Origin of the sequence: Bradyrhizobium cytisi, from assembly GCF_008123515.1 — a bacterium.
Lineage (GTDB): Bacteria > Pseudomonadota > Alphaproteobacteria > Rhizobiales > Xanthobacteraceae > Bradyrhizobium > Bradyrhizobium cytisi.
Genome location: NZ_VSSR01000006.1, coordinates 33,088 through 48,994, shown reverse-complemented (window position 1 = coordinate 48,994; position 15,907 = coordinate 33,088). Strand labels below are relative to the sequence as shown.

The following is a 15,907-nucleotide window of genomic DNA, read 5'->3' as shown; positions in this document are numbered from 1 at the left end:
TTGGGGCCCGATCTGCGCCAAAATGGGACGCATTCTGGCCATCCGAAGGCGGGCGGTGTGGCCGCCTTCGGATTCACCTCAGCCCAGCACGTCCTGGTTGATGATGTTCTGCCGGATCGGATCGCCGTCCAGTACACTCAGGATGTTGCGCGCGGTCTGCTCGCTCATGCGGCTCACCGCCTCGACGGTGACGCCCGCCACGTGCGGGGCCATGATGACGTTGGGCAGCGCGAACAGTACATTGCTGACCGGCGGCGGTTCGACTTCGAACACGTCGATGCCGGCACCGGCGAGCTTGCCGGAGACGAGCGCGTCGTAAAGCGCGGCCTCCTTCACGATGCCGCCGCGCGCAGTGTTGATGAGACAGGATTTTGCCTTCATCCGGCCGATCCGCGCCGCATCGAACAGGCCGATGGTTTCCGGCGTCTTCGGGCAGTGGAGGGTGACGAAATCTGCGTTGGGCAGCGCCGCGTCGAGATCCGCGACCGGCTCGCAGCCGGCGGCCTTGATGTCGGCGGCTCCCTTGTAGGGATCATAGACCTCCACCTTCATCTCCATCGCCAGGCAGCGCTTGGCGGTGCGGGTGCCGATGCGGCCGAAGCCGACGATCAGCACGGTCTTGCCGTAGAGGTCGAACGGCAGCATGGCGAGGCGGTTGGCCCATTGGCCGTCCTTGACGCAGGCGTGCATTTCATTCGCGCGCTTGGCCAGCGTCAGCATCATGAACAGGGCTTGTTCGGCGACGGACGGTGAATTGGCGCTGCCCGCGACCATCAGCGGCACCTTGCGGCGGGAGAGGGCGGGCACGTCGACGGCGTCGTAGCCGACGCCGATCCGGGTCACCACCTTCATGTCCTGGGAAGCTTGGAGCTCCGTCTCGCCGAAGGCCGTGGCACCCAGCGCCACGCCGTGGACCGGCGCATGGCTCTTGAGCAAGGCCTCGAAATCCTTGGCGGAGATCAGGTTCGGAAACTCGACGAGCTCGATATCGTCCCGCCGGGTGAGGAGGGCGCGTGCCCCTTGCGACAAAGTTTGTGTAACGAAAATCTTCTTCTTGTTGGTCGCCATTGCTCCCCGCCTGCTTGCGTTTCTTGAAGCGGCGTCACAGTACGACGCCGGTCTCCTCGTTTAGCAGGTGCATGTTATTGAGGTCCATCGCCAAACGCATGGGAGCCCCGTCCTTGGCGCCGGCATTGGGATTGACGCGGCCGCAGACCGGCGTGCCGTCGAGCCCGAAATAGACCAGCGTCTCCATCCCCATCGGCTCGGTCACGTCGAGCACGGTATCGAAGCTCTCGATGCCGGGATCCAGATGCGCGTGCGCCTCGGTGAGATGCTCCGGCCGGACCCCGAGCAGGAGCTTGTCGGTACGCGGCAACGCGTTGTAGCGCGCGGCGCGCGCCGGCGGCAGCGCAAAGGCGATGCGGTCGGTCAGGCGGATCTGCAGCGTGCTGCCGGCATCTTCCAGCCGGCACGGGATGAAGTTCATTGCGGGCGAGCCGATAAAACCTGCGACAAAGCGCGTCGCCGGCTTGTGGTAGAGCTCGTTCGGCGTGCCGATCTGCTCGATGCGACCCTTGTTCATCACCACCACGCGGTCGGCCAGCGTCATCGCCTCGACCTGGTCGTGGGTGACGTAGACGGTGGTGGTGCGCACCTTCTGGTGCACCTTCTTGATCTCGATCCGCATCTGCACCCGCAGCTTGGCGTCGAGATTGGACAGCGGCTCGTCGAACAGGAAGACCTTTGGATTGCGCACGATGGCGCGCCCCATGGCGACGCGCTGGCGCTGTCCGCCGGAGAGCTGCTTGGGCTTGCGGTCGATCAGATCGGTGATGTCCAGGAGACGTGCGGCTTCCGTCACCCGCGCCTTGATCTCGGCCTTGGGATAATGCTTCAGCCGCAGTCCGAACGACATGTTCTCGGCGACCGTCATGTGCGGGTAGAGCGCGTAGTTCTGGAACACCATGGCGATGTCGCGGTCCTTGGGCGGCACGTCGTTGACGATGTCGCCGCCGATCATGATGTCGCCGTCGCTGATATCCTCGAGTCCCGCGATCATGCGCAGCGTTGTCGACTTGCCGCAGCCGGAGGGCCCGACCAGCACGATGAACTCATGGTCGGCGATATCAAGGTCGATACCGCGCACGGCCTCGACATCGTCGTAACGCTTGACCACCTTCCGCAATGCAACGTCAGCCATGAACATTCAACCCTTTGTCGCGCCGGCGGTCAGGCCGGCAATGTAGTAATCCATCAGGAAGGCGTAGATGACGAGCGGCGGCGCCGCGCCGAGCAGTGCGCCGGTCATGATCTGACCCCAGTTGAAGACGTCACCCTTGATCAACGTGGTGGTGATGCCGACCGGCAACACGAGCTGGTCGATCGACGTCGTGAACACCAGGGGATAGAGGAACTGGGCCCATGACACGGTGAAGGCGAAGATCGTCGCCGCGATCAACCCGGGCAGCGCCACCGGAATGAAGATCCGCAGCAGGGTCTGGAGCCAGGAAGCGCCGTCGATGATCGCGGCCTCATCGAGCTCCTTCGGGATCGAGGCGAAGTAGCCGATCATGATCCAGGTGCAGAACGGCACGGTCAGCGTCGGATAGATGAACACCAGCACGTACCAGCGGTTCAGCAGCGTGATGCCGGTGAAGTCCTGGATCACCGCCAGCATCTTGAACAGCGGAATGAACAGGAGGCTGTCCGGGATGAGGTACGTGAGAAAGACGCCAGTCGCGAGCGTCGCCGAGCCCCAGAACTTCATCCGCGCCAACGCGAACGCCGCGGGGATGCTGATCAGCATGGTGACGATCACGACCACGATCGAGATGATCGACGAGTTCCAGAAGAACCGCAGGAACTGGTTCGAGGTCAGGAGCTCGACATAGTTCGACAAAGTGGGGTGAAACACCCACCACGGATTGGTCGCCGCCGAAATCTCCGCGCTGCTCTTGAGCGAGGTGATCAGCATGTAGACCGGCGGCGTCAGGAAGAAGATCGCAAACAGCACCAGGAAGAAATAGGACCAGCGCAGCGCCCAGATACGGTCCCGGCTCATGCTGCCGAGCTTGCGAGTTGGTCCAGCCTTGTCGATTACGAGCGTGCTCATCAGGCTTCGTTCCCACGTTTATTGACATCGCGCAGGATGAAGATCGCTGCGACGGCAAGGATCGGCACCATGAACAGCGAGACGCAGGCGCCGAGCGGGATATCGTTGCTCTGGATGCCGACCTGGAACGCCCAGGTGGCGAACAGATGCGTCCGGTCCAGCGGACCGCCCGAGGTCAGGATGCGCACGATGTCGAAATTGGCGAAGGTGACGATCAGCGAGAATAGCGTCGTGATGGCGATGATGTTGCGCATCATCGGCAGCGTGACGTACCACATCTTCTGCCACCAGTTGGCGCCGTCGATGGCGGCGGCCTCGTAGAGCTGGTCAGGCACCGATTTCAGCGCGGCGAGATACATGATCAGGAAGAACGGCGCGCCGTACCAGACATTGACGAGAATCACGGAGAAGCGCGCCCAGAAGGTGTCACCGAGCCAGGGGATCGGACCGACGCCGAAGAAGGAGAGCGTGTAGTTGAAGGCGCTGTAGGAGGGATCGAACAGCCAGAGCCAGGCCAGCGTGCTCATCGCCGGCGGAATCACCCAGGGCACCAGCAGCATGCCGCGCCATTTGCGCTGCTTCTTGCCCGGAATGTTGTGGACGAAATGCGCGACGATGAAGCCGATCAGCGCCTTGAAGAATACGGCGGTGATCGCAAAGATGCAGGACTGCCTCACCACCATCCAGAACGTCTCGCGCTTGAACAGGAAGGTGAAGTTGCCGAGGCCGACGAATTTCGTCATCGCCTTGTTCAGTGTCGCCAGGTAGAGCGAATAGAAGGCAGGATAGAGCACGAGCAGCGCGATCAGGAGGATCAGCGGCAGCGTCAGGAAGAACGCCACGGACGATTTCCGACCCAGCACATTACGCAGGCTCGCATTCTTTTTGCGGGGGCTTGCGGCACGAGCGCGGCGACCTTGCTCTACGACGACATCGGCCATGAATCTGACTTTCTGGTCAAACTTTCTGAGGGACGTTCAACGGTGAAGCTGGCGAGCGGTCGGCCTCAGGAACATGCGGACGGAACGAAAGCGCGCCTTGGCGGCTCACGCCCGAAAGCGCGAACCGCCATGGCACACACCCGGCTCAGGTCCGCATGAAGCCCTCGCACTCGCCCTCGGCCCAGGCGAGCGCCGTGTCCATCTTCTCGCCCTGCGCAAAGCGCAGCGCCATCTTGGTCAGCGTCGCCTGGAAATAGATCTGCTGGGCGATCTTCGGCGGCGCCGGCGACGCTGCGATCGACATCGTCTGCTGCTTGTAGGGATCCGGATAGTGGAAGAGCGTGCCCTTCGGCGGCCCTTCCTCGGCCCAGGTCTTGAATTTCGTCATGTTCGCGTAGGCCGGGAGATCGTAGCCGCCGCTCGCCGCGACGAATTTTTCAATCGCCGCCGGCGAGGACAGATGGATGAGCAGGCTCTTGGCCGCCTCCTTGTTCTTCCCGAAGCTCCAGACGCCCCAGAAATAGGGCAGGAACGGCGCAAAGCGTCCCTTCGGGCCGGCTGGGAAGCCGTGCGTCCAGCATTGCTCGGCGACCTGCGGTGCGTCGCGCTTGGCGACGGCCCAGGCGCTTGGCGGGTTGAGGATCATCGCGCCGCGGCCCGAGATCAGCCATTTGTTGTTGGAGGCGTCATCCCAGGACGGCGCATCCGTTGGCAGCACGGCGATCAGCTTCTTGTAGAATTCGAGCGCTTGCCGCACCTCGTCGGTCTTGACCGTGACATCGCCCTTGGCGTTGACGAGCTCGGCGCCGAACGACTGGAAGATCGCCCCCGCCGTGTCGACGCTGTCGGTGGTTTCGCCGAGACCGATGCCGAACGGGAAGCCGGCCTTATGGCAGGCTTCCGCCGCCTTCAGGAACGTCTCCATCGTCCAGTTGTCGGCTTTCGGCGGGCTGCCGGCCGGATACATCTCCTGCACGTCGATGCCCGCATGCTTCTTCATGAGATCGATGCGGGAGCAGGGACCCTTGATCTGGCTTCCTGGCGTCGCGGGCACGGCGAGCCATTTGCCGCCCGACTGTCCCAGATATTTGACGGTGCCGTTGACCTCGCCATTCTGCTTGATGAGCGGCTCCATGACGTCGTTGAGCGGCTCGAGATTTTCTGAATAGGCGTGCGGCCACCAGCTCGGCATCTGGAGAATGTCATGACCGGACTTGGCCTGCGCTTCGGCCGCTGCGGTCAGCTCAATCTTCTTGTTGTTGCTGGTGATGTAGTCGATCGAAACCTCGACCTTCTCCTTGTCGGCCCATTCCTTGACGAGCGCGGTGGAGGCGTCGTTGGCGTTGGGCACCCAGTGGTCCCAGAAGCCGATCGAGAGCTTGCCGGCGGCGTAAGCGCCTCGGACATAGGGCGCCGCGATCAACGCCGTGGAGGACATTGCAGTGGCTGCCACAAATTGACGTCGTGTCAGTGTCTTGCGTGACATCTCGTTTCCTCGCCTTGGTGTGTTTTATTATTCTTTCGTTTCCTCTGACTTTCCTGAGTTTGTTTTTTGATTTTGTTGTTGGACGTTTCTTGTTGGCGTCGTTATCCCCGGGCGGCTAATCACGCGCGGGACACGGCTAATTGGTAGCGCGATCAGATCATGATTGATTACGTCTGTCGAGAAAGCCGAACGTCTCACTCTCTAGAACTAACGTTGTGTAGGGAAAGGCTGCGGCGTGCGCCGAGCATGAGCCAAGCATGAGCTACCGCTGCTCTTATTGCGACGCACACTTCGGAGTGCGACAGCTGGGGACGATCCGTGCGCAATTACGCCGCAGTTCCGAATAAGCCTGCATAACCGCTTCGCGCCAAAGGCCTTTCAAACGGGGACAGCGATGGTCCGCGCCTAGACCTCGGCGCCGCGAAAACGATAGAGTTGCAACCGGCAGGAGGCCTGCCGTTTCCAGAGGGCAAGCAGATCGAGATGAAGACCCAGAAGATCAACCCGGCGCCGCCTGCGCGGCTTCGCCTGCGACGATGGCTCGCGCTCGGCTCCGTTGTGACAGTGCTGATCGGCGCGGCCGCAGTTGCGAATGCACAAGGTCTGGTCAAGGGCGTTCAGGACGGCGCTGCGGCCGGTAACAAGGCGGCAGGTCCCGTCGGTGGCGTTCTCGGCGGCGCCATCGGCGGCGTGGTCGGCGTCTTCACCGGTGTGCTCGGCGTCGGGAACAACAATGGTCAGGCGCCGGCTGCCAAGGACGGGAGCAAGGACGCATCCAAGGATGCGAAGGACTCAAAGCAGCCGGGCGCCGCCAAGGACAAGGATGCCAAGAGCGCGAAAGCCGGCAAGGGCGCCAAGGCGGGCAAGGAGGCCAAGAACGCTCCAGCGGATACCGGGGATAAGGACGTTACGGTCCTGACCCAGCCCGGCGCGCCGCAACTGACCGCCGACCAGATTGTCTCCAACAGCGATTCCTACATCGAGCGGATCAAGACCGAGCTGAACCTCACGCCCGATCAGGAGAAGCACTGGTTCGGCTTCTCGAGCGCGATGCACTATCTCGGGCATAACGGCGCCGAGCGGCTCAATCTGCGGATCGAGCGCGCCAAGCGGGATCCGCCCGACGACATCATCGAGCAGATGCGCAACGAGGCGCAATTCCTGATCGACCGCGCCTCCGATCAGCGCAACGTCGCCGACGCCGCCGAACCGTTGTTCTCGAGCCTCGACGACAAGCAGAAGCAGGTTTTCATCCAGGAGATGGTGCGCCTCAGCCATGAGCGCGGCCTGGATTGATCAAGCTTGAGTCGGATTGCATGCATTGGTGGAATTTGAAGGCCACGAATTCGTGAATCCTTCTCGCAAATGGGGTATGCTTAGCTGCGCAAGGCGGCTGAGAGGTTGATAATGGCGGACAGGCTCTCCGTTTTCCTGGTCGAAGACGAGGCGTTGATCCGGATGATGATGGCTGACATGGTGGAGGAGCTTGGTCACCATGTCGTCGCGGAAGCGGACAATGTGCGCGATGCGAGCGCCTTTGCGATGACGGCGCAGTACGATTTCGCGATCCTCGACATCAATCTGATGGGTGTTTACGTCGATCCGGTCGCCGATCTGATCGAGCGCCGCGGCAAGCCGTTCTTGTTCGCGACGGGCTATGGGCCGGAATTGCTGCCGTCACTGCTGCGGCGCCGGCCGATCCTGCGCAAGCCGATTGCGCTCGACCAGCTCAGGATCATGATCGACTCGCTGTTTCCCGATACGCCCGCGAAGGCCCCCCACTGACACTGTCAACGATCGCGACATCGCCCAACGAAAATGGCCGCCCGACAGGGGCGGACATTTAGGACGAAAGAGTCGTCAGTGTCTCAGATCAGGCCTGCGCTGAGGTCAACGCCGTGCGCCATCAGGCCGAACGAGGCGATGAGCCCCATGCCGCAGAAGATGATAATGGCTTTAAGAGAATAGTCAGTCGACCGGGTCTGGACGGCAGCCGGCATTTCGGCGAGCGAAATCATGCTCATGTTCATTCCCCCTGTGTTGATCCTGAATTGCATCAGGTGAGGGAACTCTTAGAGCAAAGAGTTTGACATAGGCTTGCGAGAGATCGTTAACGGAATCGCAACCGATCGCGGACTCGTTGGCCGGGCGACAGGGGGCCTGCAAGCCTTAGTTGCGGCCGGCATTTAGCACCGTGGCGATGGTGTGGGCCGTCATGGCGGCGCGGTCGGAGGCGCGCTGGGCGGCCAACCGGTCCCGGGCCTTCTCTTCGATCAACAGCTCGATCAGCGCCATGCGCTTGTCGTCATCGTCTGCCTCGGTCAGCAGCCGGTGATAGCGGTGATAGTCGAAGCCCACATCCTGCTTACGCATGTCACGCCCCCGTACCTACGCCACACACTCCTTGAATTGTTTCTCATCGGAAACAACAGGGCAAGCACGATCCTGCGTGGAACCGCGCGAGTGCTGCAATCAGCTGTGAATTGCTTAACGGAGGGTACGAGGTCCGGCGCGCCTCAATCCAGATTGTGGTCGGCGAACATCTTCAGGCCGACGAAGCTTGCATCGGGCTTCATGACGAGACGGGTCGGGATATTGCGCAAATAGTCCTGGAAGCGCCCTTTGGCTTCGAAACGCGCGCGGAACGCTGAAGCCGAAAGGAATTCCGGAAAGCGCGGCACGATCCCGCCGGCAATGTAGACGCCGCCTCTGGCGCCGAAGGTCACCGCGAGGTTGCCGGCAACCGAGCCGAGGATGGCGCAAAACATCTCCAGCGTGGCACGGCTGAGCTCGCAAGTCCCGTCCAGCGCCGCCTTGGTGACCGCCGCCGCATCGCGTTGGGGCACCTGGGCTTCATCGACCTCGGCCATCGCTTCGTAGAGGGACTGCATCCCCGAGCCGGAGAGGGCGCCGCGCTCGATGGAGACATGGCCGAAGCGCCGGCGCATGGCGGCGATGACGCGCTCCTCGCGCTCGGTCTCAGCCGGCAGGGTGGCATGACCGGCCTCCGTGACGACGGCCAGCCGGGAGCCATGGCGCTCGACCAGGCAGGAGACGCCGAAACCCGTCCCGGGCCCGACCACCAGCAGCGGCTCCCCGGACATGCCATCCTGTCCGCCGAGCGGAATCAGGTCGGCCGGCTGCAAGGCGGGCAGGGACCAGGCCACCACCTCGAAATCGTTGAGCACGTGGGCGCTGTCGAAGCCGAGCGCCGACTGAAGCTCGTTGCCGTCGATCACCCAGGGGCTGTTGGTCATGACGCAGCGGTTATTGGTGACGGGACCGGCGACGGCGAGGACGGCCCTGACCGGCTTCTCGCTGTCGGCCCGCCGCAGCACGTCGGCGATGGCTTCGCGGACCGTCGGATGGTCGGCGACCTTCACATAGTCGATCGGTCCGATCTGCTCGCCATTGCTCAGCGCGAAGCGCGCATTGGTACCGCCGATATCGGCGAGAAGAATGTTTCCTGTCTTGCCGATACTCATGACCATTTGGCTACCTTAGCCTTGCAGGCTTTGGGAACCCTTTCCTCCACGCCTTCGCCGCGATCCGTATGTCGCGGATATCAGAGATTCCGCCCTCGCGTACAGCTAGTCAACACGGACGAGGCCAAAGCGTTGCATCCAGGAGCATCAGCCGGCCGTTCGCGCGACATCGTTGTAGGGTGTCGGAGGTTGCGAAGCGGCGCGGGAAGATCGACATTGATGACAGCGGCGGCGCCCGTTGCGCCGGACGGACGACATGGGGCCTTGCGATGAAGATAACCGACCGCGACGTGCTGCTGGCGATCGACGTGCAGAACGATTTCTGCACGGGCGGGGCGCTCGCCGTTCCCGGCGGAGAGAAGGTCGTCCCCGCCATCAACCGGATCGCCCAAAAATTCGCCAATGTGGTGCTGACGCAGGACTGGCACCCGGGCGACCACGTCTCCTTCGCGCCGAACCATGCTGGCCGCCAGCCGTTCCAGACCATCGAGCTCGACTACGGCACCCAGGTGCTCTGGCCGGCGCATTGCGTCCAGGGCACGGCCGGCGCCGAATTCCATCGGGAGCTTGAGGTCACCCGCGCGAACCTTGTGGTGCGCAAGGGTTTCCGCCGCGGGATCGATTCGTATTCGGCGCTGTTCGAGAACGACCACAGGACGCCGACCGGTTTGCTCGGCTATCTCAGGGAGCGCGAGCTGAAGACGGTTTTCGTCGCCGGCCTGGCGCTCGATTTCTGCGTCCGTTTTTCCGCGGAGGATGCGCGCAAGGCGGGGTTCGAGGTTGCCGTGATCGAGGACGCCTGCCGTGGCATCGACCTCGACGGCTCGGTCGCAGCGACCCATCACAGCTTCAGGGAGCTCGGCATCTCCGTGGTCAGCCTGGAGGCGTTTTTGTGAGGATGATGCGGTAATGGCGGCGGGGAAGAGCGGTCAACAGCCCGGTGGAGCGGGGCGCGGTTCCGATGACCCCGTGCTGTGGCCGTTTGCGGCGGCACGTCTCGCCATGGACGCCTGCTTCTGGTGGCTGGAGCGCGGCCCGGCGGAGCAGGGCGAGGGCGACCTTCCCTGGACCACACGCGGCATCGTGGCGCTGGAGCTCGCCACTATGCGGCTGCGCGATTGTTCGCGGACGCGATCCGGTCAGCCGGCTCTGGTCTGCGCGCCCTATGCGCTGCATCGGGCCTTGATTGCCGATTTTGCACCCGGTCACAGCGTGGTGCAGTCGCTGCAGCAGGGCGGCCTCGAACGAATCTATCTCACCGACTGGCGCTCCGCCACGCCCGACATGCGCTATCTCTCGATCGACAGCTATCTCGGCGATCTCAACGTCGCCATCGACGAGATCGGCGCGCCGGTCGATCTGGTCGGCCTGTGCCAGGGCGGCTGGCTGTCGCTGCTCTATGCGGCGCGGTTTCCGGCCAAGGTGCGGCGGCTGGTGCTGGCCGGTGCGCCGGTCGACCTTTCGATCGAGTCCAGGCTGTCGCAACTCGCCCGCAACGCGCCCGGGATCGTCTACGACCAGCTCGTCGCGCGCGGCGGCGGCAATGTCAGCGGCGAGGAGATGCTGCGGGTCTGGTCGAAGGCGCCCTGCCGTGACGACGTCGCGGCGTCGTTGCAGAAAGACCTCTCGGACGCGGAGGGCGCGGCCCTGCTCGCGCGCTTCGAGCGCTGGAACACCGAGACGCTCGACCTGCCGGGCACCTATTATCTCCAGATCGTCAACTGGATCTTTCGAGAGAACCGGATCGCGTCAGGCAATTTCACGGCACTCGGCCGCGCGATCGACCTGAAGGACGTCAAGGCGCCGGTCTTTCTGCTGGCCGGGCTCGACGACGATGTCGTGCCGGCCACGCAGGCACTCGCGACCGCCAGCCTCATCGGTACGCCGCCGGCTTTCGTCGCAGCGGCCTCCGAGCCGAGCAACCATCTCGGGCTGTTCATGGGCGCGCGGACCCATGCGCACGCGTGGCCCCGGATCGCGGAATGGCTGCGCAACGACCTCTCCGGCGTGCTCGCGCGCAGCGCGTGATTCTGCCAAAAAAGCCGGCCGGCGAAGCTGCAAAGCGGTTATGCATGATGGCGGATGGCCTGCACGGGGCGCGGTCGATGGGCTACATAGAGTCCAGCGCCGGCGGCCGGTCCGGCAAGATTTAAGGTCCTTTGCCCGATGAGCTTCCACTCGATCTACGCCCACGGGTTTGCGCGCGTTGCGGCCTGCGTCACCACCTCCCATGTGGCCGATCCCGCGGCCAATGCGAGGGCGGTCATGGCGGCGGCAAAAACCTGCGACGCGCAATCGGTCGCGGTGGCCGTGTTTCCCGAGCTGTGCCTGTCCGGCTATGCGATCGAAGATCTCGTCAAGCAGGATCCGCTGCTCGACGCCGTCGAGCGCGGGCTTGTGTCGATCGTCGAGGCCTCCACGGCGCTGATGACCGTGCTGATCGTCGGCGCACCGCTGCGCTTTGGCAATCGCATCTACAATTGCGCCGCCGTCATTCACCGCGGCAGCATTTTGGGAGTGGTGCCCAAGAGCTATCTGCCGACCTATCGCGAATTCTACGAGGGCCGCCATTTCGCCTCCGGCGCCGGCATCGCCGGCGAGGCGGTCGCTATCGGCAAGCTCCACGCGCCATTCGGCACCGACCTGCTGTTTGCCGCCGAGGATGTCCCAGGCCTCACCATCGGCGTCGAGATCTGCGAGGACATGTGGATCCCGGTGACGCCCGCCTCCGAGCTCGCATTGGCCGGCGCGAGCGTGCTGATCAATCTGTCGGGCAGCCCGATCACGATCGGCCGGGCGCGTTCGCGCGCGCTGCTGTGCCAGTCGACCTCGGCGCGCTGCCTTGCGGCCTATGTCTATTGCGCCGCCGGGGCAGGGGAATCCACCACCGACCTCGCCTGGGATGGCCAGACCTCGATCTACGAGAACGGCGTGCTGCTGGCCGAGGGCGAGCGATTCCGGCAGGCGGGCCAGATCACGCTGGCCGACGTCGACCTCGACCTGCTGAGACAGGAGCGCGCCCTGATGGGCACGTTCGACGACAATCGCCGGCAGCGCGAGGGCCGTTTCCGCAAAGTTAGCTTCACCCTGAAGCCGCCTGCGGCCGACATCGGCTTCCTGCGCAAGGTCGAGCGCTTCCCGTTCGTGCCGAGCGATGAAAGCCTGCTCGAGCAGGATTGCTACGAGGCCTACAACATCCAGGTCGCAGGCCTGGTGCAGCGCATGCGCGCGACCGGCACCAAGCGCGTCGTGATCGGCGTATCGGGCGGTCTTGATTCCACCCATGCGCTGATCGTCGCCGCCAAGGCCGTCGATCTCTTGGGCCTGCCGCGCGAGAATATTTTGGCCTACACCATGCCGGGCTTTGCCACCGGCAGCGAGAGCAAGACCAATGCGCTGGCGCTGATGAAGGCGTTGCAGACGAGTTGGCAGGAGCTCGACATCCGCACCACCGCCACGCAGATGCTGAAAGACATCGGCCATCCCTTCGGCACTGGCGAGAAGGTCTACGACGTCACCTTCGAGAATGTGCAGGCAGGCCTGCGCACCGACTATCTGTTCCGGCTCGCCAACCACCATGGCGGCATCGTGATCGGCACCGGCGATCTCTCCGAGCTCGCGCTCGGCTGGTGCACCTATGGCGTCGGCGACCAGATGGCGCATTACAATGTCAACGCCGGCGTGCCGAAGACGCTGATCCAGCATCTGATCCGCTGGGTGATCGCCTCGAAGCAATTCAGCGGTGACGTGAACGGGACGCTGGCCTCGATCCTGTCGGCCGAGATCTCGCCGGAGCTGGTCCCAGTCAAGCCGGGCGAGAAGCCGCAGAGCACCGAGGCCTCCATCGGGCCCTACGAGCTGCAGGATTTCAACCTGTTCTACACACTGCGCTTCGGCCTGCGGCCGTCCAAGATCGCCTTCATGGCGTTCCAGGCCTGGAAGGACGTCGCCAAGGGCGAATGGCCGCCGGCATTTCCGGCCGACAAGCGCCGCGCCTATGATCTTCCGGAAATTCGGCGCTGGCTTGAAGTGTTCCTGCGCCGCTTCTTCGCCTTCAGCCAGTTCAAGCGCTCGGCGATGCCGAACGGACCGAAGGTCTCGGCCGGCGGATCGCTGTCGCCGCGCGGCGACTGGCGTGCGCCGTCGGATTCGAGTGCTGCGGCCTGGCTCGAGGATCTCGAGCGGAACGTGCCGAAGTAAGCGGAGAGCGCAGTCCAGAACGACTTCGCGCCGCACGGCTCACAGAGCCGGCGGCGCGAAATTGCGTTCGATGAAGAAAGCACGAGGTCCGGAGTGCCTAGGAGTCCGGACCTCGTAACCTTGCCCCAGCCTTTGATCCCCCGCCCCAGATGGTCCCCCAACCCCGTGGTGCGCGATCAGAGGGTGATGCCCTTGGAAGGCCGCCGATCGATGTCCCGCGATGTACGCGAGACAGGGTTAGGACTCCATTCCGGTTCACTACGGATTTAATCGCGCTTGATTTTGCGCGCGGATGCATGCGCCTGAAAGCAGCAAGGTGCGACTGGTTCCGCGATCGGCTCGATCCGACTTTGCAGTAACTGCTTCGTCATGGCCGGGCTTGTCCCGGCCATCCACGACCTTTTCGGCGGCATCAAGAACGTGGATGCCCGGGACAAGCCCGGGCATGACGGCTGAGATTGCCTGTGCCCACGCGCCGGAAGCAGGGGAGGCCTGCGATAGACCAATCCGAGGCTTTCAAAGGCAAGTTCTCGTTGCGCCCGCCCGGCCCGTGCGCTATCCGGCCGGAAAGGCCTGAGGCGGCTTCGATATTTCCCGCCCGGCCGGCCAAACCCGAGGACGGAAACCGCCATGCCAGCCTATCGCTCCCGCACCACCACCCACGGCCGCAACATGGCGGGCGCCCGCGGCCTCTGGCGCGCGACGGGCATGAAGGATGGCGATTTCGGCAAGCCGATCATCGCGGTCGTCAACTCCTTCACGCAGTTCGTGCCCGGCCACGTCCATCTCAAGGACCTCGGCCAGCTGGTCGCCCGCGAGATCGAGCAGGCCGGCGGCGTGGCCAAGGAGTTCAACACCATCGCGGTCGATGACGGCATCGCCATGGGCCATGACGGCATGCTCTACAGCCTGCCGTCGCGCGAGCTGATCGCCGACAGCGTCGAGTACATGGCCAACGCGCACTGCGCCGACGGGCTCGTCTGCATCTCCAATTGCGACAAGATCACGCCCGGCATGCTGATGGCCGCACTTCGGCTCAACATCCCCGCCGTGTTCATCTCGGGCGGCCCGATGGAGGCCGGCAAGGTCAAGCTGCAGGGCAAGACCAAGGCCGTCGATCTCATCGATGCCATGGTCGCCGCGGCCGATAGCAAGGTCAGCGACGAGGACGTCAAGGTGATCGAGCGCTCGGCGTGCCCGACCTGCGGCTCCTGCTCGGGCATGTTCACCGCGAACTCGATGAACTGCCTGACCGAGGCGCTCGGCCTGGCGCTGCCCGGCAACGGCACGGTGGTCGCGACCCACGCCGATCGCAAACGCCTGTTCGTCGAGGCCGGTCACACCATCGTCGATCTCGTCCGCCGCTACTACGAGCAGGACGACGCCTCTGTGCTGCCGCGCAACGTCGCGAACTTCAAGGCGTTCGAGAACGCCATGACGCTCGACATTGCGATGGGCGGCTCGACCAACACCGTGCTGCATCTGCTCGCCGCCGCCCATGAAGGGCAGGTCGCGTTCACCATGCAGGATATCGACCGGCTGTCGCGCCGCGTGCCTGTGCTGTGCAAGGTTGCACCATCAGTTGCCGACGTGCATGTCGAGGACGTGCATCGCGCAGGCGGCATCATGGGCATCCTGGGCGAGCTCGATCGCGCCGGCCTGATCGACACCTCGGTCTCGACCGTGCACGCGCCGACCATGAACGAGGCGCTGGAGCGCTGGGACATCAAGCGCTCGAAAAGCGAGGCGGTGCGTACCTTTTTCCGTGCCTCGCCCGGCGGCATCCCGACCCAGGTCGCCTTCAGCCAGGAGCGCCGCTACGACGAGCTCGATGCCGACCGTGAGAAAGGCGTCGTCCGCAATCTCGCGCACGCCTTCAGCAAGGACGGCGGCCTCGCCGTGCTCTACGGCAACCTCGCGCAGGACGGCTGCATCGTGAAGACTGCGGGCGTCGATGCCTCGATCCTGAAATTCTCTGGCCCCGCCCGCGTGTTCGAGAGCCAGGACGCGGCCGTCGAGGGCATTCTGGGCGGCAAGGTTGTCGCCGGCGAGATCGTGGTCATCATCTACGAAGGCCCGCGCGGCGGCCCCGGCATGCAGGAGATGCTGTATCCGACCAGCTATCTGAAATCGATGGGCCTCGGCAAAGCCTGCGCGCTCGTCACCGACGGACGCTTCTCGGGCGGCTCTTCGGGTCTGTCCATCGGCCATCTCTCGCCGGAAGCGGCCGAAGGCGGCAACATCGGTCTGGTTCGCACCGGCGATCGTATCGCCATCGACATTCCGAACCGCAGCATCAACATCGAGGTTTCTGACGAGGAGCTCGCTGCGCGCCGTCTCGCCGAAGACGCCAAGGGCGACGCCGCCTGGCAGCCCGCAGCCCGCAAGCGCAACGTCTCGACCGCGCTGCAGGCCTACGCTGCGCTCACCACCAGCGCCGCGCGCGGCGCCGTGCGCGAAGTGAAGCGGCGCACGAAGTAGGCGCGTCTTGCGCGGGCCCGATCGCAAACGTCGCGGTCGTGCATGGTCAACAAGTTCTGAACGGCCGGTGAAAGCCGGCCGTTCGCATTAAGGATGCCCCGACGAACTTCGGCAGCCATGGGTTTTGCGGCGTATACTGCGGCGACCTTCGCAAATCCATTTCGGGCAACTGGGGCGCTACCACAATGTCTCGTACTCT

14 protein-coding genes are annotated in these 15,907 nt (G+C 64.0%); 6 read left to right on the top strand and 8 right to left on the bottom strand.

What is annotated here, in order from left to right; genetic code table 11:
• Positions 1 to 78: 78 nt before the first annotated feature.
• The 5 genes from FXB38_RS02895 to FXB38_RS02875 all read right to left on the bottom strand — a co-directional run bounded on the left by FXB38_RS02895 (position 79) and on the right by FXB38_RS02875 (position 5,542).
• On the bottom strand, positions 79 to 1,068 hold the full coding sequence (locus FXB38_RS02895; RefSeq protein WP_148749267.1) for a hydroxyacid dehydrogenase: 990 nt from the start codon (positions 1,066 to 1,068) through the stop codon (positions 79 to 81).
• A gap of 34 nt (positions 1,069 to 1,102) precedes the next feature.
• Positions 1,103 to 2,203, bottom strand: coding sequence for an ABC transporter ATP-binding protein (locus FXB38_RS02890; protein ID WP_148749266.1), 1,101 nt, complete (start codon positions 2,201 to 2,203; stop codon positions 1,103 to 1,105).
• Positions 2,204 to 2,209: 6 nt separating this feature from the next.
• The gene (locus tag FXB38_RS02885; RefSeq protein WP_148749265.1) at positions 2,210 to 3,115 is read right to left on the bottom strand and encodes a carbohydrate ABC transporter permease; all 906 of its coding nucleotides are present in this window, start codon (positions 3,113 to 3,115) and stop codon (positions 2,210 to 2,212) included.
• A complete protein-coding gene (locus FXB38_RS02880; protein ID WP_148749264.1) occupies positions 3,115 to 4,056 on the bottom strand; it encodes a carbohydrate ABC transporter permease in 942 nt (313 codons plus the stop codon). The genes FXB38_RS02885 and FXB38_RS02880 overlap by 1 nt, the downstream gene beginning before the upstream one ends.
• Positions 4,057 to 4,201: 145 nt before the next feature.
• Positions 4,202 to 5,542 (bottom strand): ABC transporter substrate-binding protein, encoded by a 1,341-nt coding sequence (locus FXB38_RS02875; RefSeq protein WP_148749263.1) that lies wholly within the window; start codon positions 5,540 to 5,542, stop codon positions 4,202 to 4,204.
• A gap of 483 nt (positions 5,543 to 6,025) precedes the next feature.
• Here FXB38_RS02875 and FXB38_RS02870 point away from each other — a divergent pair, with 483 nt between their 5' ends.
• Both FXB38_RS02870 and FXB38_RS02865 read left to right on the top strand, forming a co-directional pair.
• Positions 6,026 to 6,838, top strand: a complete 813-nt coding sequence (locus FXB38_RS02870; RefSeq protein ID WP_148749354.1) for a Spy/CpxP family protein refolding chaperone — start codon at positions 6,026 to 6,028, stop codon at positions 6,836 to 6,838.
• Positions 6,839 to 6,949: 111 nt separating this feature from the next.
• Positions 6,950 to 7,327 carry a response regulator gene (locus FXB38_RS02865; RefSeq protein ID WP_148749262.1) on the top strand — a complete coding sequence of 126 codons (378 nt, stop codon included), beginning with the start codon at positions 6,950 to 6,952 and terminating at the stop codon, positions 7,325 to 7,327.
• Between the two features lie 83 nt (positions 7,328 to 7,410).
• On the opposite strand, the gene FXB38_RS42535 is transcribed toward FXB38_RS02865, so the two are convergent.
• From FXB38_RS42535 to glk, 3 genes are all read right to left on the bottom strand, one after another.
• A complete protein-coding gene (locus FXB38_RS42535) occupies positions 7,411 to 7,566 on the bottom strand; it encodes a hypothetical protein (protein WP_187434623.1) in 156 nt (51 codons plus the stop codon).
• A 145-nt stretch (positions 7,567 to 7,711) separates the two neighbouring features.
• On the bottom strand, positions 7,712 to 7,915 hold the full coding sequence (locus tag FXB38_RS02860; RefSeq protein WP_148749261.1) for a hypothetical protein: 204 nt from the start codon (positions 7,913 to 7,915) through the stop codon (positions 7,712 to 7,714).
• 143 nt (positions 7,916 to 8,058) lie between these two features.
• The gene (glk, locus tag FXB38_RS02855; protein ID WP_148749353.1) at positions 8,059 to 9,027 is read right to left on the bottom strand and encodes a glucokinase; all 969 of its coding nucleotides are present in this window, start codon (positions 9,025 to 9,027) and stop codon (positions 8,059 to 8,061) included.
• A 269-nt stretch (positions 9,028 to 9,296) separates the two neighbouring features.
• On the opposite strand from glk, the gene pncA reads away from it, so the two are divergent.
• The 4 genes from pncA to ilvD all read left to right on the top strand — a co-directional run bounded on the left by pncA (position 9,297) and on the right by ilvD (position 15,708).
• Complete coding sequence (pncA, locus tag FXB38_RS02850; protein WP_148749260.1) at positions 9,297 to 9,923, top strand: bifunctional nicotinamidase/pyrazinamidase; 627 nt, start codon at positions 9,297 to 9,299, stop codon at positions 9,921 to 9,923.
• A 13-nt stretch (positions 9,924 to 9,936) separates the two neighbouring features.
• Positions 9,937 to 11,055, top strand: a complete 1,119-nt coding sequence (locus FXB38_RS02845; protein WP_148749259.1) for an alpha/beta fold hydrolase — start codon at positions 9,937 to 9,939, stop codon at positions 11,053 to 11,055.
• Between the two features lie 138 nt (positions 11,056 to 11,193).
• Entirely contained in the window at positions 11,194 to 13,227 is a 2,034-nt protein-coding gene (locus FXB38_RS02840; protein WP_148749258.1) for an NAD(+) synthase, read from the top strand.
• A gap of 630 nt (positions 13,228 to 13,857) precedes the next feature.
• Positions 13,858 to 15,708, top strand: coding sequence for a dihydroxy-acid dehydratase (ilvD, locus tag FXB38_RS02830; RefSeq protein WP_148749256.1), 1,851 nt, complete (start codon positions 13,858 to 13,860; stop codon positions 15,706 to 15,708).
• The last annotated feature ends 199 nt before the right edge of the window (positions 15,709 to 15,907 follow it).